Origin of the sequence: Erythrobacter sp. SCSIO 43205, from assembly GCF_019904235.1 — a bacterium.
GTDB lineage: Bacteria > Pseudomonadota > Alphaproteobacteria > Sphingomonadales > Sphingomonadaceae > Erythrobacter.
On sequence record NZ_CP063202.1, the window covers coordinates 2104963 to 2122947 of the forward strand.

Genomic DNA, 17985 nt, shown 5'->3' on the forward strand with positions numbered 1-17985 from the left:
TCCGATGACGGGCGAGCCTCACGACCAAAGGCGCGCCTCGTCTGGCAAATCGGCAGCTTTATTGGCCTATGAAGCGGGCGATGAAGCAGCGCCCACGCTTTTAGCAGCAGCGTTAGAGGCCGAGCCTTATGACGGCGCTATGCTGATCGCTCATGCTGCATCGCTTCTGCGGACCGGTGAGCCACAGCCGTTTGATCACATGGAAAGCGTGCTAGCGCGTTCGCCCGATTGGGTTGATGGGCACAAGGCTTTGGCAAGGCTGAAAGCCGAAGCTCAGATCGGCAATCCGCTGGCCACGCTTGAGGCAGCTTTGCAGAAATTGCCGAAGCATCCTGGGCTGTGGATGGCTTATTTGACGCTGTTGGGTTCGGCAGGGCGACACGCTGAGGCCGCAGAACGCACGGCACGCCTGCGTAAAGAGATCGCTGATCTACCTGAGCTCAGGCTGGTCGAAGCGCGGCATAGAGGGTTTGCAGGCGAGATTGAGGCTGCTCAGCGTCTGCTCGCCGATCTCCCGTCGCATCTGCCAGAACTCGGCTTTGAACGCGCGCGGTGCGCCATGCGGCTTGGAGACTTTGCGCGAGCCAGCGAACTTATCGAAGTGGTGGTGGGAAAAGACCCCGACGATATTGGCGCCTGGGCGCTGGCGGAACTGTGTTGGCGAGCGACCGATAATCCGCGGCATCAATGGCTGTGCCCAAATGATGAACTGTTTTCTCAGCGTGACCTTGACTTGTCCAAAGCCGATTTGGCCAAGCTTGCCGATTGCTTGCGCGCGCTTCATGTCACCGGGTCTGCTCCACTTGGCCAGAGTGTTAAGGGTGGCACGCAGACCCACGGCAATCTCAGGCTGCGCGAAGATCCTGCAATCGCGCACTTGTTTGAGCGTATCGACAAGGCTCTCAATGAATACGCCCGGAGTTTGCCCAAGCTTGACACGAGCCATCCTCTCGCTTCCTTGACCACGAAGACCCCCAAAATCTCGGCCAGCTGGTCAATCCTTTTGCACAGTGGCGGGCGTCATGTCCCTCATTTGCACGACGGCGGGCGGATCAGCTCAGCGGCTCATATTGCCATCCCTGACGACATGAAGGCGGGCGAAGGCGCTCTTGAACTCGGGCTCCCGCCTGAGGATATTCCGATGGAACTGGGCCCGCTTGCACGTTTCACTCCAAAGCCGGGCCATCTGGTGCTGTTTCCCAGCTTTGTGTATCATTCCACCTCGCGATTTGGCGATGGCGAACGGCTAACGGTTGCTTTTGACGCTGCCTAACAGGTGGGGCTCAGCCAAGCTTTTCCTCAATTTCATTGCGCAATCGCATCAAGGGCTCAACCTCGCATCGCCCAGCGCTCATTTCCTCGTCCAGAATTGCAAGGAACGCCGCTCGCTTGGACGCATTCAAAGCAGCTGTGCCGAGCGGCTCATCCATGGTTGAAACGATCAGATCAATCATGCGTTCAGCGCCATGAAGCCGACCCCAGATATAGTCATTCTCGCGGTAAGCGCGGCTGAAGAATGCGCCAAAATTATAAAACTCGGTGCCGCGCAGGGTCGCCGCGGTTCCACCGGCCCTGATTGAGAGCGCATCGTCAGGCGAAATCCGGTCAATCTTCACCGGATCGTATTCGTCCAACCGATCACTTTGAAGCACCGGAAGGGTTGCTGCGTCGTAAAAGGGAAACCCAAGATAGGTAAGCAGCATTCGCCGTTTCAGATTGCGCGGCATTTCGCCAAGCGCATCAGCTAAAAGCTGTTCTGCCTTCGCGTCGGTTTCCGGGATCAGCCGTTTGCGAGCAAGGTAATCGAGAACGGCCCCCGGATTTTCCAAAGCGAGCGGTGCAATCGCTCTGAACCCTTCGCCAAGCGTGGTGACATCGTCCGCTTCATTATAGAGTTGCAATATGTCATAAATCCGCGCTCGCGCCAGGTCGAGAGCATCGTCGGGTATCTCAGGATCAATCTCCCAATCGCGCGAAAGCCTGCGCGCCAGAAGCTGCAAACGGCGAATGCGAAATCCGACGTCGTGGGTTTGGAAAAAACCGACCGCCTCAGGTGTGACTGTGCCGGAATCATTGCACAAAGCCGCAAGCCCGCGCGCCTCAAGCTCAAAGCGAAACACGCCTGCGATGGTCGTCTCATCCACCATTTTAAGCTCTGGTGCGGCTTGCAACGTCAATCGGGCGAGACGTTCAACGATGAAGCTGTATTTGGTCTGCGCGTACGCTCCAAAAGCGTATCCCGCACGCTCTGCCGCCGCCTGCTGAGCCTTCCTACGCCATCCTTCAAGCCGTTTGGGCGTTGGCCGGTCTAGGAAGAAAGTGAGGCCGAAAAGCTTTTCGACCGCACGGTCGATTTCCGGGCGCAGGCCAAGCACAATGCGGCGCAAACGCTGTGCATCCTTCGATTGCTGCTCAATCCGCTCCAGATCATCGCGAATGGGTTGTTCGCGAGGGATTGTGGACAATGAGCCAAAGATCGAGGTGAACCAGCCAATCGGCTCCAGCTTCTCTCCTTTGACTCTGGCAGGTGTCCGGTCCGGGCGCGGTTCAATATAAACGAAGCGGCGATCAACTTCGCGTTGCGATGTTCGGCCCTTGATCGCTTTCAACGCCGCTCCGAAGGGGGCGTTGACCAGCACTGCCCCGTCGATCAGCGCCACATCTTCGATCGAATGGTCGCGCATATGCGAAGGCATAATGCGCGAAAGGAAAGCGCCGCGCGAAGCCCAGTGATGATTGTTAGCCGCTCCCAAGCGGTCGATTTCCTCCAGAACCAAAGGAGGAAATGCCCCCGGAAAACTCGCCGTTGCGCGTGCTGCCAGAACCAGTTCGAGCCGGTCCGCCATTTCGCCTCCAGCCTCCAGGGGAGCCTTTTTGCGAAAGGCAATGGGAAGTCGGTGCTCGGTTTCTTCGACCATGGCGGGTGAATTCAAACGCAGCATCTCTGCGTGTCCGCGAAAATCGGTAGCGGTAACAAGCAAATCAACAGGAAAACCCGGAGGCAAAAGCGGTGGCCCCGCCTTGGTCTGCGCCATATTATCGAGCGCTTCGTAAAGCATCTCTGAGAACCGCTCACCCGAAAACGGCGGCCCGAACCAACGTCCCCTCACCATTTTCGACACTTTGGTACGCACCTCTTTGCGTGTCTCTGGCGACACGCTTTCATCGACCGCATTCCCGCTTCGTCTGAGGAACCAATCAGCCAAGGGTTGCGCCCAGATTTTGGCAAACTTCCAACCCGGTTGAGCTTCTTCGGCGGTAAGCTCGCTGACATCAGCATTCTTCAGCCACAGGTCAGTGAGCGGCTCCAACGAACCACCTGAATAAAGCGCCTGCGCCAGGAACACCGCATTGATCCCGCCTGCACTGGCACCCGTCAGAATGTCGGGCAGAACCCTCAAGCGCAGGGAATAGTCCGTCTCAATCTGTTCGAGAAGATCGCTGTAAACCCCTGCGACCCCGCCAATCTCCTCGCCGTCCTGACGCGCGCGGCTTGCTCTGGCGACGTGCCAGATCTCCTTTGTGACGCCGTGCATATAAACTGCAAGGCTGACACCGCCGTAGCAAACAAGAGCGAGGCGCAATTCCTTTTGACGCATAACGAATTCGCTCATGCCGGGGTTTCTCCGCATTCGCAATTGCGTTCTGCAAATGTTCTGGTAACAAGTTGCGCCATGGCAAAAGCAAAAAAGCGATATGTTTGCGCAAATTGCGGCTCAGTTTCTCCGCGATGGCAGGGGCAATGCGGTGATTGCGGTGAATGGAACACATTGACCGAAGATGTGCCCGCAACGGTGTTTTCGCAAAAGCATGATTTGTCGAGCGGTGGGCGCGGCATTGAATTTGTGCCTCTTAACCGACCCGCAGAATTGCCTGTGCGCAAATCAACCGGGCTTGCTGAATTCGACCGCGCGCTTGGCGGAGGCATCGTTCCGGGCTCAGCCATTCTTATGGGCGGCGATCCGGGGATCGGGAAATCGACCCTGCTATTGCAAACTGCGGCGACAATCGCGCGCGGTGGAAATGACGTTGTCTATGTTAGCGGTGAGGAAGCCGCAGGCCAAGTGCGCCTGCGTGCACAGCGCCTTGGTGTGGCAGATGCTCCCATTCGCCTCGCTTCCGAAACTTCAGTGCGCGACATTCTGACAACGCTGGGGCAGGGTGATCCGCCAGCCCTGCTTGTGATCGATTCCATTCAGACCATGCATTCTGACACCATCGAAGGCGCGCCAGGAACGGTGAGCCAGGTGCGAGGATGCGCGTTGGAACTGATCCGCTATGCTAAAGCGTCAGGCGCAGCGCTTGTGCTGGTCGGGCACGTGACCAAGGATGGCAATATCGCTGGCCCTCGCGTGCTTGAACACATGGTCGATGTGGTCATGAGCTTTGAGGGCGAGCGCAGCCACCAGTACCGTATCCTTCGCGCACTCAAAAACCGCTTTGGCGCGGTGGATGAAATCGGCGTGTTTTCGATGGAAGGGGCAGGGCTTGAAGAGGTTTCAAACCCCTCAATGCTGTTCCTGTCAGGCCGCGATCAGCCTTTGGCGGGAAGCGCGGTGTTTCCAGCGCTTGAGGGGACACGGCCAGTACTCGTCGAAATTCAGGCGCTTATCGTTCGGCTTCAATCAGGTGCGACACCAAGGCGCGCGGTTGTTGGATGGGACAATGGGCGCCTCGCTATGCTCCTTGCGGTGCTGGAATCGCGCTGCGGGCTTAATTTTTCTAGTGCGGAAGTTTATCTCAATATCGCTGGCGGATACCGATTGTCTGATCCTGCCGCCGATCTCGCTGTTGCCGCAGCGCTAGTCTCAGCGCTCGCGGACAAGCCTTTGCCGCAAAAATCGGCATGGTTTGGTGAGGTTTCGCTTGCAGGTGAAATCCGCCCCGTCTCGCACGCTGACCTTCGCCTGCGCGAAACCGCGAAACTGGGCTTTGTCAAAGGCTACGGCCCATCGGGCGCCAAGACCGGCTCATCGAAGCTTGCGTATAAAGGTATAAATCAACTTTCGAACCTCGTTGACCAAGTGATGGCAACCGCATAATCCGCAAGGCCGTTATGACGGGCTTTGACATAATCGTACTGATCATCGTCGCAGTTGCGGCTGTGGGCGGGTTTCTAAGAGGGCTGGTGCAAGAGGTTTTGAGCCTTGCCGCCTGGATACTGGCGGCTTGTTCCGTGCACTACCTGCACGGCGACCTCACGCAGTTCCTGCTCGGCTTTTATAACCTTGACCCCGGCGCCGCGATCCTCGCTTTCGCGCTTCTTCTCATCATTCCTTATGCCGCGATGAAGCTGATTGCGGGCAATGTGGGGGAGGCTTCGCGCGGCTCTATCCTTGGCCCTATCGACAGAGTCCTCGGCTTTGGTTTTGGCGCGGTGAAAGGCGCGATCATCGTTGTTTTCGCCTTTTCGGTTCTGGTGCTCGGCTTTGATACGGTGTGGGGGTACAAAGGACGGCCTGACTGGATTTCTCAGGCGCGCACCTATCCGGCAGCGGATGCGTTTTCGCGTGAACTCGTGCGCATGATTGCCGCGCGCCGCGCGCAGCTTGCGGATGAAGAGCGCGCTAACGAAAGCGCCGGGGAGTAACAGGGCAGCGTGGCTGAAAAGCTTTACACGCCTGAGCTTCTGGAGCTTGCCACGGCCCTTGCGGATTTTCCGCTTACAGGCGATTTCGACTACCGCGCGCAAGGCCGCTCGCGAACCTGTGGCAGCACTATCGAGGTTGGAGTGGACCTTGACCCTGATGGAGTGCTCACCCGGATTGGCCTTCAAGTCAACGCGTGTGCCATCGGGCAGAGTTCTGCTGCAATCCTCGCGCTCAATGCAAAAGGGCGCACAGCAAATGATTTTCGGCGCACCCTCAAGGCAATCGAAGAATGGCTAAGCGGTGATGGATCATCGCAAGAGAACCTGCCCAATTGGCTAGGGTTCGAGGCGCTGGCACCTGCGCATCCGCATAAAGGGCGGCACGGCGCACTCTTATTGGCGTGGACGGCCATCAATCAGGCGCTTTCCTCTGCGCCTTCGTCTCGTTAAGGCTTCTCGTCAGAAGAGAATATCGCACAGCAAAGGCGAACGGGGACATATGTCATCAACATCTGCAACCAATGAGGCAAAGGCACTTGGTGAGCGCGAGCCAACCAAGAAAGAAATCCGTCTTGTGGTCGGCGCATCAAGCGCAGGGACCATTTTTGAATGGTACGATTTTTTCATCTACGGAACGCTCGCCTACATCCTGAAAGATGCGTTTTACGATGTCGATGATCCCACGCTTGGGTTGTTGCTGGTGTGGTCAACCTTTGCCGTGGGCTTCGCCTTTCGCCCGATTGGCGCAATCCTGTTCGGCTTTCTTGGAGACAAGCTGGGGCGCAAATACACCTTCCTTGTGACTGTCACCTTGATGGGAATAGCGACTGCCGGGGTGGGCTTCATCCCGACAGTGGACACAATCGGGGTGGCGGCTCCCATCATCGTCATCATCTTGCGGGTTTTACAAGGTCTTGCACTGGGCGGAGAATATGGCGGGGCGGCGATTTACGTCGCTGAACACTCACCCCCCAATCAGCGCGGCTATTACACCAGCTATATTCAGGCCTCGGTTGCGGGCGGTTTTGTGCTGTCGATCATAGTGGTCCTCTCATGCCGCTTCCTCATCCCTGAGGCGGAGTTTGAAGCATGGGGCTGGCGCGTGCCGTTCCTCCTCTCCATCCTGCTTCTCGCCATATCGCTGTGGATGCGGTTGATGTTGTCGGAAAGCCCCGTCTTTAAGGCGATGAAAGAAGCGGGCGAGACGAGCGGAAACCCCTTCGTTGAGAGCTTCACCTATCCCGGCAACAAAAAGCGCATTTTCGTGGCCCTGTTCGGGGTGACGGGCATTCTCACCACCATTTGGTACACTGCGTTCTTCTCAGGGATGAGCTTTTTGCGCGGGCCCATGCACGTCGATCCGTTCACGGTTGAGGTGATCCTGCTGATCGCGGGGGCGATTGCGATGAGCTTCTACATTTTCGTAGGCAAATGGTCGGATAGGGTCGGACGCAAAAAGCCGATCATTATTGGCGCGCTTGCGACCCTCGCTCTGCTTTTCCCGACGTTTTGGGGGCTGGGCAGCCTCGCCAACCCCGGCCTTGCCGAAGCATCGGAGCGCGCGCCGATCGTGGTGTCCGGGCCGGAATGTGTGACCGATCCATTTGCTGAATTGTTCGACCGGGAACAGACCGATTGCGGCAAGATTTTGGGCACTCTGACGGCGTCAGGTGTCGCGTACACTCTCGTGCCCGGCGACACGCTTTCCATCACAGTCGATGGCAACGAACTTGATGACGAACCTTCATGGTATGAAAGCGGGCAAGCGCGCACTGAAGGCCTGCAAAGTGCGCTGAGCGAGTACGGGTTTGACTTCTCCAAGCAGCAGCCGGAATTGGTCAACATTCTCGGAATTATCGGGCTCTTGCTCCTCCTCGGCCTGCTATCAGCTCTCACATATGGTTCGGTCGCAGCGCTTTTGTCGGAAATGTTTCCGCCCAAAATCCGCTACTCCTCCATGTCGATCCCCTATCATATCGGCGCAGGCTATCTCGGTGGGTTCCTGCCGCTTATCGCAGGCGTGATCGTGGCGAGCACGGGCGATATTTACGCAGGCCTATGGTACACATGGGCGGTGGTGGCATTTGGCGTCGTGGTTGCGTGGTGGGGTATCCCCGATGGTCCCCCAAGAGACTTTGAAGACGATGCCGCTGGCTGAGGTCTCGGCGCCTGAGCCGACACTAAGGCTGCGTGTCGATAAGGATGCCCTGGCGCATAATTGGCGCGCGCTGGACAGGCTTTCCGGAGATGCGTCTGCCGGGGCTGCGGTCAAAGCCAATTGCTATGGCCTTGGTGTTGATGCTTGCGTACCAGTGCTGCGCGATGCGGGATGCGAGGCTTTCTTCGTCGCTCATTGGAGCGAGGTTGGAGCGCTTTTGCCTCATGTAGAGTCCACGCAAATCGCTGTGCTTCACGGTCCGGTGCGCGATAAAGATGTCGCCCTTGCCAAAGCGATTGGAGCGGTCCCTGTGCTCAATTCCTTGTCTCAGGTGCAGCGCTGGAATTCTGGCGGAGGAGGGCGGTGTCACCTGATGGTCGACACTGGCATCAACCGTTTGGGCCTATCGGCAAACGAGCTTGGCGATCCCTCAGTCGCGAAGCTCGAAGTTGACATATTGATGAGCCATCTGGCCTGCGCCGACGAAGACAGCGCGATGAATGGCAGGCAATTGTCCGCATTTCGCGATTGCCTGCCATTGGTAACCCATCGCCGCACCAGCCTCGCAAACAGCGCCGGGATCGCGCTTGGTTCAGAGTACAGCTTTGACCTCACCCGCCCTGGCCTTGCGCTTTACGGTGGTATCCCGCGCGCGCAGCTTGCCGACACTATTCGCCAGGTCGCCTATATCGACGCTGCAATCATGCAAACGCGCACGTTGAGCGCGGGTGATGCGGTTGGTTATAATGGTGAATTCATTGCACAGCGCCCTATGCGCGCAGGCACTGTCTCGCTTGGCTATGCCGATGGATTTTTGCGCAACCGAGGCCCCGGCACCTCACTGCTGCACGGTGAAGCGAGCTTGCCGATAATTGGCAAAGTGTCGATGGACATGATCATCGTTGACCTCACCGATGCGCCCGAACTTGGCGAAGGCGATTGGCTTGAAGTGCCCATGGGCCTTCGCGATGCAGCGCAACAAAGCGGACTTTCGCAATATGAATTATTGACCGTCCTAGGCTCGCGCCTGCGATAAAAACTGTAAGCAATGCAAGAACACTAACACTCGTGTTGCACCGCACAGTGTGCAGGTGCTAAGAAGGGTATTCTAAAAATTTTTCGGGATAGGCTATGGCTCGCAAATCTGCCGATGCAGCAATTAATGTTGGTGATGATACCATCGTCATCAAGAAATACGCCAATCGACGCCTCTATAACACGGCTTCTTCGAGCTACATCACTTTGGAAGATCTTGCCAAAATGGTGCGCGAGAACGTCGATTTTGCGGTTTTCGATGCAAAATCCAACGAGGACATCACCCGGTCGATCCTGACGCAAATCATCATGGATGAAGAAGCCAACGGCGGTCAGATGCTCCCTGTCAGCTTTTTAAGAGAGCTGATCTCGATGTATGGCAATTCGATGCAAACCCTCATGCCGTCATATCTCGACGCGACGATGACGAATTTTCGTGAGCGGCAAAGCGAGATCCGCGAGGCGTTCGACAAGGGGATGCAAAACAACCCGCTCAGCGCCATTCACGAAACCAATATGGCCATGATGCGCGCTGCTGCGGAAACGTTCATTCCCGGCGTCGCTAAGAAGAAGGCTGAACCTTCTGCCAAAGTGGGGGCCTCCGAAGAGATTGCCCTGCTGCGCGAGCAGATGGCCGCCATGCAAAAGAAGCTGGACGAATTGGGCAAATAGAGGCAGGGCCGGGCCTTCAAGTTATGGGCTGAACACAAGCCCGATCGAGCAGGAAAATTCGCAGTGTCTAACAATCCCCCGGCGATCAAACACGCGCTCAATGTGAAGCGCGAAGATGATTTTGCCAAATGGTATCAAGAAGTTATCAGCGCAGCTGACCTTGCCGAGGAATCCGGCGTGCGCGGCTGTATGGTAATCAAGCCGTGGGGCTATGGCATTTGGGAGCGTGTTCAACGCTTGATGGACGACCGGATTAAAGCGGCTGGCATCGACAACGCATATTTTCCGCTCTTCATCCCGCTTGCCAATTTTGAACGTGAAGCCGACCACGTTGACGGCTTTGCAAAAGAGATGGCCGTCGTCACCCACCACCGTCTGATCGCAGATGGAAAAGGCGGGCTGATCCCTGACCCAGAAGCGAAGCTGGAAGAACCGCTTGTGGTTCGTCCTACGTCTGAGACGATTATTGGCGATGCGATGGCGCGTTGGGTGCAAAGCTGGCGTGACTTGCCCCTTATGCTGAACCAATGGGCCAATGTTGTGCGTTGGGAAATGCGTACGCGGATGTTTCTTCGGACCTCTGAATTCCTCTGGCAGGAAGGGCACACCGCTCACGCCACGCGCGATGAAGCTCTTGAGGAAACGCACCGCGCGCTGGAGATGTACCGCGCTTGTCTTGAAGAAGACTTGGCCATGCCGGTGATCGCTGGTGAAAAGCCAGAGAATGAGCGTTTCCCGGGCGCCGATGAAACCTGGTCGGTCGAGGCGATGATGCAGGACGGCAAGGCGCTTCAAGCGGGAACCTCGCATTATCTCGGCACCTCTTTTGCTGAGGCTGCGGGTATCAATTACCAAGATAAAGACGGCGAGCATCAGCTTGCCCACACCACCAGTTGGGGCACCTCAACGCGCATGATCGGCGGCGTTGTGATGACACACGGCGATGATGACGGCCTGCGCGTGCCACCGCGCATTGCGCCACATCAGGTCATCATCCTTCCCATGCTGCGCGATAAGCCCGAGGATGAGGCTGTGCTCGCTTACTGCGAGGAAGTACGTGCCTCTTTGAAGGGCCTTACAGCCCTTGGTGAACCAATCCGTGTTCTGCTCGACAAGTCACCGGGTAAGGCCGCAACCAAACGTTGGAATTGGGTCAAGAAAGGCGCGCCTGTCATCGTCGAGGTTGGCCCTCGCGATATGGAAAACGGCAAGGTTGCTGTGCTTCGCCGCGACGCTCTCTGGAATCTGGATAATGGTAAGCCTGCAATGGCCTTCACCCCGCGCGATGAATTCGCCAGCGGCGTGTCGCAGCTTCTTGAAGATATTCAATCGGGCCTGTTCAACGAAGCGGCAGAGCGCCGTGATGCGAATATCACGCGCGGGCTTACCGATTGGCACGATGTGGTCAATTCCTTCCGCAAAGGCGGTAAGTATCCCGGCTGGGTCGAAGTCCAATGGGCGCGGCCTACGGGCGCCGAACTTGAGGCGGTGGTTGAGAAGCTGAAGGCTGAGAAACTGACCTTCCGCAACGTGCCGCGCGACAGCGAGCCTGCGGACGGAACTTGCATTTTCTCAGGCAAACCAGCGGTTGAGCGTATTCTCGTGGCTCGCGCCTATTAAATGGTGGTCTACAAACCCAAACATCAGGGGATGCCCTCTAAAAAGCAGATCCTTGAATTTATTCAGACCTCTGACGAGCCTGCCGGAAAACGTGAGATCGCTCGTGCTTTTGGCCTCAAGGGTCAGGAGAAAATCACGCTCAAGCGCGTTCTAAAGGACATGGCTGAAGAAGGGCTGATCGACGGCAAGAAGACCGCCTATCACCGAATGGGTGGCGTACCAAAGGTAACGGTACTGCGCGTGATTGAGATCGAGGATGGCGAGCCTATCGCGATCCCTGACAATTGGTCGCCCGAAGCACCCGAAAAGCCACCGCGTATCACTTTGCGGGAAATGAAGGCGAGGGGCGGCAAACGTCCTGCAGCACTCAAGCGCGGTGACAGGGTGCTATCCCGCACCGAAGAAACAGAGGCAGGCTGGATTGCCTTCCCGATGAAGAAGCTGCCCCCGCGCACTGAAGGGTTGATGGGGGTTGTCGAAATGGACGGGAGCGGCAAACCGTGGCTCGCACCCGTTGACAAGCGTGTTCGCAACTCAGCCAAGATCGTTGATCTTGGCGAAGCCGAAGAGGGCCAACTCGTGATCGCCGAACGGGCAGGCCGTTCAGAGCGAGCTGGCGTCAAGGTCATCGAAGTCGTGGGCGATCCGCTCGCGCCCAAAAGTTTCAGCCTCATCGCCATTGCTAAACATGGTATCCCGCACGTCTTTCAAGATGGCGTACACGAAGAGGCCGCGCGTGTGGCCAATCTGAAGCTGTCCAAAGACAAACGCGAAGACCTGCGCGATGTGCCAATCGTCGCTATCGACCCGGCCGATGCGCGCGACCATGACGACGCCATCTGGGCCGAACCGGACGGGAAGGGCGGCTATAACGCGATTATCGCAATTGCCGATGTGAGCTTTTACGTTCGCCCCGGCTCTGCACTTGATAAAGAGGCGAGGAAGCGCGGCAATTCGGTCTATTTCCCCGACCGCGTCGTGCCGATGCTTCCCGAAGTGCTGTCTGCGGACGTTTGCTCCTTGCGCGAAGGTGAAGATCGCGCTGCGATGGTGTGCCATGTTCACATCAACGCAGCCGGGCAGGTCGAAACCAGGCGGTTCACCAGAGCCATCGTGCGCATCCACCACAACATCGCATATGAGGATGCTCAAGCCGCTATAGATGCGGGCGATCCACCTGACTATCTTGCGAACTTGTGGGGCGCGTGGACACTGCTCGCGGCCGCTCGCGAAAAACGCGACCCACTTGAGCTTGAATTGCCAGAGCGCCGGGTAGTTCTGAACGAAGAAGGTCAAATCGCTGAAATTGCCGTTCGCGAACGGCTCGACGCGCACCGCGTGGTCGAAGACTTTATGATTGCAGCCAATGTCGCGGCGGCAAAGGCGCTTGAGGCGAAGAACTCCCCCGTCGTCTATCGCAATCACGAAGTACCCTCGCGCGAGAAATTGATTGCCCTTCGCGATTATATGGCGACGCTCGATAAGAAGCTCGCACTTGGCCAAGTTATCACCCCAAGCTTCTTCAACCGACTTCTTGAAAATATCGAGGATGAGGCGGAAAAAGCTCAACTGATGGAGCAAGTGCTCCGCACCCAGACGCAAGCGTATTATGGCCCTGCGAACACTGGGCACTTTGGCTTGGCGCTTGGCTCCTATGCCCATTTCACATCGCCCATTCGCCGCTATTCTGACCTCTTGGTGCATCGCGCATTGGTGGACGCTTACAAGCTAGAACAGCCAAAACCACCGGGCTCTCTTCCGGAGAACAGCGGCCTTTCCGATAAAGACCGCGCCAACATCAAAGAAATCAGCGACGCGATCAGCCAAACAGAGCGCCGCGCGATGGAGGCCGAACGCGATACAATCGACCGCTATGTCGCGGCATGGCTTTCGGGCAAAGTCGGCCAGCAATTCGACACCCGTATCACCGGGGTGCAAGGCTTCGGCTTCTTTGCAACCATCCTTGGGCTCGGCGGGGACGGGCTGGTGCCGGTTTCAACATTGGGTTCTGAACACTTCCACTATGATGAAGCAGCTCAGGCGCTGGTGGGTGAAGACAGCGGAACCACTTACAAAGCGGGCGACCGTTTGAAACTGCAACTTGCCGAGGCAAACCCTCTTACCGGAGCGCTCAAATTTGCGCCGCTTGATAGCGATGGCAATGTGATTGAGCCGCGCGGAAGCCGGCCTGCGCCGCGTTATAAACGGGGCGGCAACCCGCGCGGCACTGGCCCGAAGAAGGGCAAGTTCCAGACCAACAAACGCGGACGGCCCGGCAACATCCGCCATCAAGGTCGCAAGCGCCGATAAGGATGCAACCATTTCTCCTCGCGCCTGTAGGTAAGGCAAAGGAGAAATGACGTGATCAAGCCTGATACAAACGTACCCGCACTCGACCTGCCGCTCACTATTGGGGCGCGCTATGACCTGTCAAAACAGAGCCCTGAAAATTTCACATTGGTCGTCATGTATCGCGGCAAGCATTGCCCGATTTGCAAACAGCAATTGACCAAACTCGGCTCGAAACTGGAAGAGTTCACCAAGCGCGGCATCAATGTGATCGCCGCCTCCATGGACAGCGAAGAACGCGCCATGGTCGTAGATAAGGAGTGGGAAACAGGCGACCTCCCCCTTGCCTATAATATGAACGAAGAGACGGCCCGCGAATGGGGATTGTATATTTCCGAGGCGCGCGAAGACAGCGACGAACCCGCTGTATTCTCAGAGCCCGGAATGTTTCTGGTAAGGCCGGATGGCAAGCTGGCCTTTGCCAGCGTGCAGAATGCACCGTTCACCCGCCCACCGCTCGATGAATTGCTCAAAGGCATCGATTTCATGGTCGAAAAGGGCTATCCCACGCGCGGGACACACAGCTGATAATCCAAACAAATTGAACCAATACGAATGGTCGATCACCCGGTGTGGTCGGCCATTTTCTCATCATATCCCTCTGGAACGATGTAGAGCGGACACCCAAGGCTCCCCGCGTTTGCAGCAAAGTGCGTAACCAATGGCCCGGGCGAGCCACCTTCAGCCGCGCCAAGCACCAATGCTGCCACCTCTTTATGGCTGGCCAGAAATTCGCTCACGATCTTGGGGCCATTGCCGATCTTGACCGAAATCGTGGGCATAATCCCGCTTTCAGCGAGCAGATTTCCGGCAATTCCATTTGCCAGCATCTCAGCCCGGTCGCGCGCTTCTTGCTCAATCGTGGCCTGGACACCGCCAAAGGCGCTGAAATTCTGCTGCGTCACCAATGCGAGCAAATGCACCGCGCCGCCAACTTGCACTGCGCGCCTTGCCGCATAGCGCAGCGCCGCGCGCGCTTCGTCGCTTTCATCAATGATGACCAGAAATGTGCGCATTGATGTCCTTATGTCCGGCCACGTGCCTGGCTGTTTGGCAAAGGTATCACGAAACTTTCCCCAATTTGCAAGCGAACGCCCTTTTGGCGCTGTGCAGACGAATTCAGGGACTTGCCCCTCGGCCCTGCAAGCCGTACCGGAAAGGGGACTTTAAAAGTTTACTGGGGATTTGCTTAGCCAATGGCGATTGAACTGAAAATGCCCGCCCTTTCACCGACCATGGAAGAGGGGACGCTGGCGCGCTGGCTTGTAAAAGTGGGCGATGAAATCGCCGCTGGCGACATTATGGCCGAGATCGAAACCGACAAGGCAACGATGGAATTCGAAGCAGTCGATGAGGGAACCTTGGCCGCAATCATCGTCGAGGACGGCACGGAGAACGTGACAGTAGGCACGGTCATCGCCATGCTTGCCGAAGAAGGCGAGGACGCAAGTGATGTTAACGCGCCCACTCCTGATGCGGCACCGGCTCCCTCACCGAAAGCCGAAGAAGAAACCAAGGCAAAGCCCACGCCAACTTCAACCGATACCAGCGCTAAAGCGAGCCCGCTCGCTAAGCGTATCGCTGCAAGCGAAGGTGTGGACCTCGCCGCTGTCGAAGGCACGGGGCCGAAAGGGCGAATTGTTAAGGCCGATGTCGAGGCCGCTGCCGGAGCCACGTCCAATGTTGTTGAGCTGCGATCGGGCGACCGCGTGATTGCCTCGCCGCTCGCAAGGAAGATGGCCAGCGAGCAGGGCATTGATTTGGCAGACGTGGGTGGTTCTGGGCCAGGCGGCCGCGTGATCAAGGCGGACATCGACAATTACACGCCGCCAGAAGATACTGCTAAAACGCCAGCTGGCGACGCTCCGAAGAAAGCTCCGGCCCCTGCCAATGACCTTGACGCGCCATATGAGGAGCAGAAGCTCAACAATGTGCGCAAAGTCATCGCGCGCCGTCTCACTGAGGCAAAGCAAACCGTCCCGCACATCTATCTCACGGTCGATGTGCGCCTCGATCCGCTTTTGAAAGTGCGCAAGGAAATCAATGCGGCTCTTGAAGCAGACGGTGTGAAACTTTCGGTCAACGACCTTATCATCAAGGCTCTCGCCAAGGCGCTTGTGCGAGAGCCGCAGTGTAATGTCTCTTTCCAAGGCGATGTGATGCACCAATACAGCCGCGCCGACATTTCGGTCGCGGTGGCTGCGCCAAGTGGCCTCATCACCCCGATCATCCGCGATGCGGGCAATAAGAGCTTGGCCGCGATTTCCGCCGAGATGAAAGAACTTGCCGGCAAAGCGCGCGAGGGAAAACTGCAACCGCATGAGTATCAAGGTGGCACCGCCTCGCTCTCCAACCTCGGTATGTTTGGCACCAAGCAGTTCGATGCGGTGATCAACCCACCGCAAGGTATGATCCTCGCAGTCGGCGCAGGCGAACAGCGGCCCCATGTGGTCGATGGCGAATTGACCGTCGCAACAGTGATGAGCGTGACGGGAAGCTTTGACCACCGCGCGATTGACGGTGTGGACGGCGCAAAACTGCTCGATCAATTCCGCAGCCTGATCGAGAACCCGATGGGGTTGGTGGTGTAGGCACTGTCCTACAAGCTGCCTTGTGTGCTTGAGTGAAAGGCACGATGAAATTGTCCCTTTTCCTTTTGAAAAACCGCCTTTTTCAACCGTTTTTGAGCGAGAAGATTTTTGGCCCCTTGGACAGTGTCTCAAGTGTCTCAAACGCAGGTCGCCGATGAAGGGAATACCCTGTGATGTCTGAGCGCCAACCTCAAATCCGCGCGACCGCCATGCCAACCGATCTCAACCCCTATGGCGGGGTGTTTGGTGGCTGGTTGATGGCTCAAATGGCGCTGGGGGCAGGTTCTTTGGCGAGCCGCACCGCGAACGCGAAAGCTGTGGTTGTGCACGCCACCGATTTCACCTTCCCCGGTGCGATGAAGGTCGGAGATGAACTCTCAATCTATTGCGAAATCACCCAAACCGGGCGCACATCGATGGCTATTCAGGCCGAGGGCATTGCACGCGCTCGCAATGGCGAAGACACTATCAAAGTGTGCGCTGGTACTTTCAAATTCGTCGCTCTTGATGAGAACGACAAACCCTTACCACTTCCTCCCCAAGGATAACGATGATGGCTGATCCAAACTACGACGTAATTGTGCTGGGCTCTGGTCCTGGAGGCTATGTGGCGGCCATTCGTGCCTCGCAATTGGGATTGAAGACTGCGATTGTTGAGCGCGAGTTGCTTGGAGGCATTTGTCTCAACTGGGGCTGTATTCCGACCAAAGCGATGCTGCGCTCTGCAGAAGTGTTCCATCAGATGAGCCATGCAAGCGATTATGGCCTCAAAGTCGCTGGTGAGATTGAGGCTGATCTGGAAGCCATTGTGAAGCGTTCGCGCGGCGTTGCGAAACAGCTTAATCAGGGTGTCACTCACCTGATGAAGAAGAACAAGATCACCGTCCATATGGGCGAGGGTAAGCTGACGGGCCCAACCTCTCTGACGGTGAAGAGTGAGGACGGCGATGAAGAGCTTTCCGCCAAGCATATCATCGTTGCCACCGGTGCACGGGCGCGCGATCTGCCGTTTGCACCTGCGGATGGCAAGCGCGTGTGGACCTATCGCCATGCGATGACCCCGCCCGAAAAGCCGACCAAGCTTTTGGTGATTGGATCGGGCGCGATCGGGATCGAATTTGCAAGCTTCTACAACGACATTGGCGTTGATGTGACCGTCGTTGAAATGCTCGACCGGATCGTGCCGGTGGAAGATGCGGACGTATCGACCTTCCTCGAAAAGAGCCTCACCAAGCAAGGCATTGCGATTATGACCGGGGCAGGGGTGGAAGACCTGAAAGTCTCCGACAAGGGCGTGAGCGCGACGATCAAGGATAAGGATGGCAACACGGATACGACTGAGTTCAGCCACGTTATCACCGCCATCGGCATTGTGCCCAACACCGAAAATATCGGCCTTGATAACCTTGTCGAGATGGACAAGGGCTTCATCCAGATCGACGAATATGGCCGTACCAAATCCGATGGTCTTTGGGCGATTGGCGATTGCACGCCCGGGCCATGGCTTGCTCACAAGGCCAGCCATGAGGGCGTGACCGCAGCCGAAGCCATTGCGCAAGAGCTTGGAAATGAAGAGGCGCACCCGCACGCGATGGACCGCTCAAACATTCCGGGCTGCACCTACTGCCATCCTCAAGTCGCCAGCGTGGGGCTTACCGAGGCCAAGGCGAAGGAAGAGGGCTACGAGCTTAAAGTCGGCAACTTTCCCTTTATCGGCAATGGCAAAGCGATTGCACTTGGCGAAGCGGAAGGGTTCATCAAGACCGTCTTCGATGCCAAGACCGGCGAGCTTTTAGGCGCGCATATGGTAGGCGCAGAGGTCACCGAGCTGATCCAGGGCTACACCGTGGGCAAGACGCTGGAGACGACCGAAGCAGAGCTTATGCAAACGGTATTTGCACATCCGACACTGTCAGAAATGATGCACGAAAGCGTCCTCGATGCCTACGGCAAGGCGCTGCATATTTGAT

15 protein-coding genes are annotated in these 17985 nt (G+C 57.0%); 13 read left to right on the top strand and 2 right to left on the bottom strand.

Annotation, left to right across the window (positions count from 1 at the left end; all coding sequences use genetic code 11):
- Positions 1-4 precede the first annotated feature (4 nt).
- Positions 5-1273, top strand: a complete 1269-nt coding sequence (locus INR77_RS09965) for a putative 2OG-Fe(II) oxygenase (protein ID WP_223070917.1) — start codon at positions 5-7, stop codon at positions 1271-1273.
- Between the two features lie 10 nt (positions 1274-1283).
- On the opposite strand, the gene INR77_RS09970 is transcribed toward INR77_RS09965, so the two are convergent.
- A complete protein-coding gene (locus tag INR77_RS09970; protein ID WP_223073510.1) occupies positions 1284-3599 on the bottom strand; it encodes a patatin-like protein in 2316 nt (771 codons plus the stop codon).
- A 75-nt stretch (positions 3600-3674) separates the two neighbouring features.
- Here INR77_RS09970 and radA point away from each other — a divergent pair, with 75 nt between their 5' ends.
- The 9 genes from radA (at position 3675) to INR77_RS10015 (ending at position 13952) form a co-directional block, all read left to right on the top strand.
- Positions 3675-5042, top strand: a complete 1368-nt coding sequence (gene radA / locus INR77_RS09975; protein WP_223070918.1) for a DNA repair protein RadA — start codon at positions 3675-3677, stop codon at positions 5040-5042.
- 14 nt (positions 5043-5056) lie between these two features.
- On the top strand, positions 5057-5590 hold the full coding sequence (locus tag INR77_RS09980) for a CvpA family protein (RefSeq protein ID WP_223070919.1): 534 nt from the start codon (positions 5057-5059) through the stop codon (positions 5588-5590).
- Positions 5591-5599: 9 nt separating this feature from the next.
- On the top strand, positions 5600-6040 hold the full coding sequence (locus INR77_RS09985) for an iron-sulfur cluster assembly scaffold protein (RefSeq protein ID WP_223070920.1): 441 nt from the start codon (positions 5600-5602) through the stop codon (positions 6038-6040).
- A 49-nt stretch (positions 6041-6089) separates the two neighbouring features.
- Positions 6090-7748 carry an MFS transporter gene (locus tag INR77_RS09990; RefSeq protein WP_223070921.1) on the top strand — a complete coding sequence of 553 codons (1659 nt, stop codon included), beginning with the start codon at positions 6090-6092 and terminating at the stop codon, positions 7746-7748.
- On the top strand, positions 7735-8784 hold the full coding sequence (alr, locus tag INR77_RS09995; protein ID WP_223070922.1) for an alanine racemase: 1050 nt from the start codon (positions 7735-7737) through the stop codon (positions 8782-8784). Before INR77_RS09990 ends, alr begins: the two co-directional genes overlap by 14 nt.
- 95 nt (positions 8785-8879) lie before the next feature.
- Positions 8880-9455, top strand: coding sequence for a polyhydroxyalkanoate synthesis repressor PhaR (phaR, locus tag INR77_RS10000; protein WP_223070923.1), 576 nt, complete (start codon positions 8880-8882; stop codon positions 9453-9455).
- Between the two features lie 63 nt (positions 9456-9518).
- A complete protein-coding gene (gene proS / locus INR77_RS10005) occupies positions 9519-11075 on the top strand; it encodes a proline--tRNA ligase (RefSeq protein ID WP_223070924.1) in 1557 nt (518 codons plus the stop codon).
- Between the two features lie 30 nt (positions 11076-11105).
- Positions 11106-13385: a ribonuclease R gene (gene rnr, locus INR77_RS10010; protein WP_223070925.1), complete on the top strand. Its 2280-nt coding sequence runs from the start codon at positions 11106-11108 to the stop codon at positions 13383-13385.
- A gap of 51 nt (positions 13386-13436) precedes the next feature.
- Positions 13437-13952 (top strand): peroxiredoxin-like family protein, encoded by a 516-nt coding sequence (locus INR77_RS10015; RefSeq protein WP_223070926.1) that lies wholly within the window; start codon positions 13437-13439, stop codon positions 13950-13952.
- A 35-nt stretch (positions 13953-13987) separates the two neighbouring features.
- On the opposite strand, the gene INR77_RS10020 is transcribed toward INR77_RS10015, so the two are convergent.
- Complete coding sequence (locus tag INR77_RS10020) at positions 13988-14440, bottom strand: universal stress protein (protein WP_223070927.1); 453 nt, start codon at positions 14438-14440, stop codon at positions 13988-13990.
- A gap of 180 nt (positions 14441-14620) precedes the next feature.
- Here INR77_RS10020 and INR77_RS10025 point away from each other — a divergent pair, with 180 nt between their 5' ends.
- The 3 genes from INR77_RS10025 to lpdA all read left to right on the top strand — a co-directional run bounded on the left by INR77_RS10025 (position 14621) and on the right by lpdA (position 17984).
- Complete coding sequence (locus INR77_RS10025; protein ID WP_223070928.1) at positions 14621-16015, top strand: 2-oxo acid dehydrogenase subunit E2; 1395 nt, start codon at positions 14621-14623, stop codon at positions 16013-16015.
- A gap of 173 nt (positions 16016-16188) precedes the next feature.
- The gene (locus INR77_RS10030; RefSeq protein WP_223070929.1) at positions 16189-16563 is read left to right on the top strand and encodes an acyl-CoA thioesterase; all 375 of its coding nucleotides are present in this window, start codon (positions 16189-16191) and stop codon (positions 16561-16563) included.
- Between the two features lie 5 nt (positions 16564-16568).
- Positions 16569-17984 (top strand): dihydrolipoyl dehydrogenase, encoded by a 1416-nt coding sequence (lpdA, locus tag INR77_RS10035; RefSeq protein WP_223070930.1) that lies wholly within the window; start codon positions 16569-16571, stop codon positions 17982-17984.
- Position 17985: the final 1 nt, after the last annotated feature.

What these genes read in the sequence shown, in the direction of transcription:
- INR77_RS09965 (WP_223070917.1), top strand. Translation starts at nt 5, where the DNA reads ATGACGGGCGAGCCTCACGACCAAAGGCGCGCCTCGTCTGGCAAATCG.
- INR77_RS09970 (WP_223073510.1), bottom strand. Translation starts at nt 3,599, where the DNA reads ATGCGTCAAAAGGAATTGCGCCTCGCTCTTGTTTGCTACGGCGGTGTC.
- radA (WP_223070918.1), top strand. Translation starts at nt 3,675, where the DNA reads ATGGCAAAAGCAAAAAAGCGATATGTTTGCGCAAATTGCGGCTCAGTT.
- INR77_RS09980 (WP_223070919.1), top strand. Translation starts at nt 5,057, where the DNA reads ATGACGGGCTTTGACATAATCGTACTGATCATCGTCGCAGTTGCGGCT.
- INR77_RS09990 (WP_223070921.1), top strand. Translation starts at nt 6,090, where the DNA reads ATGTCATCAACATCTGCAACCAATGAGGCAAAGGCACTTGGTGAGCGC.
- alr (WP_223070922.1), top strand. Translation starts at nt 7,735, where the DNA reads ATGCCGCTGGCTGAGGTCTCGGCGCCTGAGCCGACACTAAGGCTGCGT.
- phaR (WP_223070923.1), top strand. Translation starts at nt 8,880, where the DNA reads ATGGCTCGCAAATCTGCCGATGCAGCAATTAATGTTGGTGATGATACC.
- rnr (WP_223070925.1), top strand. Translation starts at nt 11,106, where the DNA reads ATGCCCTCTAAAAAGCAGATCCTTGAATTTATTCAGACCTCTGACGAG.
- INR77_RS10020 (WP_223070927.1), bottom strand. Translation starts at nt 14,440, where the DNA reads ATGCGCACATTTCTGGTCATCATTGATGAAAGCGACGAAGCGCGCGCG.
- INR77_RS10025 (WP_223070928.1), top strand. Translation starts at nt 14,621, where the DNA reads ATGGCGATTGAACTGAAAATGCCCGCCCTTTCACCGACCATGGAAGAG.
- INR77_RS10030 (WP_223070929.1), top strand. Translation starts at nt 16,189, where the DNA reads ATGTCTGAGCGCCAACCTCAAATCCGCGCGACCGCCATGCCAACCGAT.
- lpdA (WP_223070930.1), top strand. Translation starts at nt 16,569, where the DNA reads ATGGCTGATCCAAACTACGACGTAATTGTGCTGGGCTCTGGTCCTGGA.